Source organism: Arthrobacter sp. TB 26, assembly GCF_000427315.1.
Lineage (GTDB): Bacteria > Actinomycetota > Actinomycetes > Actinomycetales > Micrococcaceae > Arthrobacter.
The window spans coordinates 1-2211 of sequence record NZ_AUPJ01000497.1 but is presented as its reverse complement, the minus strand read 5'-3'; the positions used below and the strand labels follow the sequence as shown (position 1 = coordinate 2211).

Annotated in this window: 3 protein-coding genes; all 3 read left to right on the top strand. The window is 70.2% G+C overall.

The genetic code is table 11. The features are described from left to right. Positions 1–647 (top strand): ATP-binding protein (locus tag K789_RS0119665; protein ID WP_029705420.1); only part of this gene is annotated, 647 nt, incomplete at its 5' end. 73 nt (positions 648–720) lie between these two features. Beyond that, a complete protein-coding gene (gene dprA / locus K789_RS0119660) occupies positions 721–1911 on the top strand; it encodes a DNA-processing protein DprA (protein WP_024368245.1) in 1191 nt (396 codons plus the stop codon). A gap of 102 nt (positions 1912–2013) precedes the next feature. Then, positions 2014–2211: site-specific integrase (locus K789_RS0119655; RefSeq protein ID WP_029705419.1), on the top strand; the 198-nt coding region annotated here is incomplete at its 3' end.

Below are 2211 nucleotides of genomic sequence, written 5' to 3'. Positions count from 1 at the left end.
CCGCATCGCGGGCGCACCGCGGCGTGTTGTTCCTCGATGAGGCTCCTGAATACGAGCGCCGGGTCCTTGATGCGCTTCGGCAGCCGCTGGAGAGCGGCGAGCTCGTACTTCACCGGTCGGCTGGAACTGCGGCGTACCCTGCCCGCTTCCAGCTTGTCCTCGCAGCCAATCCCTGCCCCTGTGGCAAGGCCACGGGCAAGGGGGTCGACTGCGTCTGCACCCCGACAATGCGCCGGCGGTATCTGGCCCGCATGTCCGGGCCGCTGCTGGACAGGGTCGACATCCAGCTGCAGGTCGAACGGGTGTCGCTGGCCGACTTTGGCCGGCCGGGAGCGGAAGAGGATACCGCCACCATCGCGTCCCGCGTCCGGGCCGCACGGGAACGCCAGCTCGGGCGGCTGCTGCCGTTCGGGATGGAGACAAACGCCCAGGTGCCGGGACGCGTGCTGCGCGGTGCCCTGCGGCTCAGCGCCCCCACCACCCGGATCCTGGACCATGCCCTGGAGCGTGGGGTGCTGACGGCCCGCGGCTACGATCGCGTGTTGCGTCTCGCGTGGACCCTGGCGGATTTGGCCCTCCGCGACGTCCCGGAGGCAGACGACATCGGATTGGCGCTCAACCTCCGGCAGGCGGCGGTCGCCACGTAGCAGAAGCACCCGCCTGTCGCCGCCGTAAAACCGGGGCGCCCCAACCAAAGCCAGCCCGTGAAAGGACAACACCATGACAGAGAGCGAACGGACCGCCCGGGCAGCGTTGTCCCGGCTGTTTGAGCCGCAGGACGCCGCGGGCCTCGCGCTCGTGCGCATCGCCGGGGCGGAGGACGCGCTGAAGATCGCGACCGGTCTGGTGGCCGTCGGCGCGGAGTTGGAGCAGGAGATGTTCCGGCTGCTGGAGGAGAACAGTTCGGGCAGCGGCTGGACGGGCCTGGGGACGGCCATGAAGCGCTGGGCTCCGAGGGTCCCGGATCTGGCGCCGGATCGGGACCTTGCCACGATGCAGCGGCTCGGCGGACGTCTGATCATCCCCTCCGACCAGTTGTGGCCCCGCCAGCTGGCTGACCTCGGACTGCAGGAACCGATCTGTCTCTGGTGGCGCGGCAACGAGCAAGAGCTGCCTCCGCCCGACAAGTCCATTGCACTGGTTGGCTCCAGGGACAGCACCTCCTACGGCGCCTCCGTGACGGCCGACCTCGCGTATTCACTGACGCAGCGCGGGTTCACGATCATTTCGGGCGGCGCCTACGGGGTCGACGCCCACGCCCATCGCGCGGCCCTCGCCGGCGGATCCGGCGGCAGTATGCCCACCATCGCCGTTATGGCAGGGGGAGTGGACCGCTTCTATCCAGCCGGCAACGAGGACTTTTTGCGTACCGTCGCGAACCAGGGGGCGGTCCTGGCCGAGGTCCCGCCGGGCTCCGCGCCGACGCGGTACAGGTTCCTGCAGCGGAACCGGCTGATCGCCGCACTGGCGTCCGTCACGGTCGTGGTGGAAGCCCGGTGGCGATCCGGCGCGCTGAACACGGCGCACCATGCGGAAACGCTGGGCAGGGCTGTTGGCGCCGTGCCGGGTTCAGTGCACAGCGCCAACTCCGCCGGGTGCCATCGGTTGCTCCGCGAAGGCGGCGCGGTCTGCGTCACCGATGCGGGGGAGATCGCAGAGCTCGCTTCGCCCAGCGGCGAATCGCTGCCCGAGGTCAAGGCCGGCCGGCCGGCTGTCCAGGATGGACTGACGCTGGAGGACCTTATCCTGCTGGACGCCCTGCCGCTGCGGACCACAAGTTCGGTCGAAAAGCTCACCGCCGTTGCGGGCCTCAGTGCTGAGTCGGTCCGCGCTGGCCTGGGCCGGCTCGGGCTGCTTGGCCTGGCCGAGTCGCACCGCGGCGGCTGGAAGCGCTCCGGAAAGGGCCACTGAACGGCGGCCGGTTTGCCGGGGGGAGTGGCACCGTCGGGCACCGGACCGGCGGCTCGCCGTCGGGCTCCTTGATCGCCGGGCGATTCCTGCGAGAGTAAGGGGGTGTCCACACAGCAGATCCCGGCCGCACTGGCCACCGCCGCACAGGGTTTCGGCCGTTACCTGGAAGCGGAACGCGGGCGTTCGGCCCACACGGTGCGCGCCTACCTCTCCGACGTCGGCAGCCTCCTTGAATACGCAGCCTCCGAAGGAGTGGAGGACCTCGCAGGCCTGGAGCTTGGCACCCTGCGGCGCTGGCTC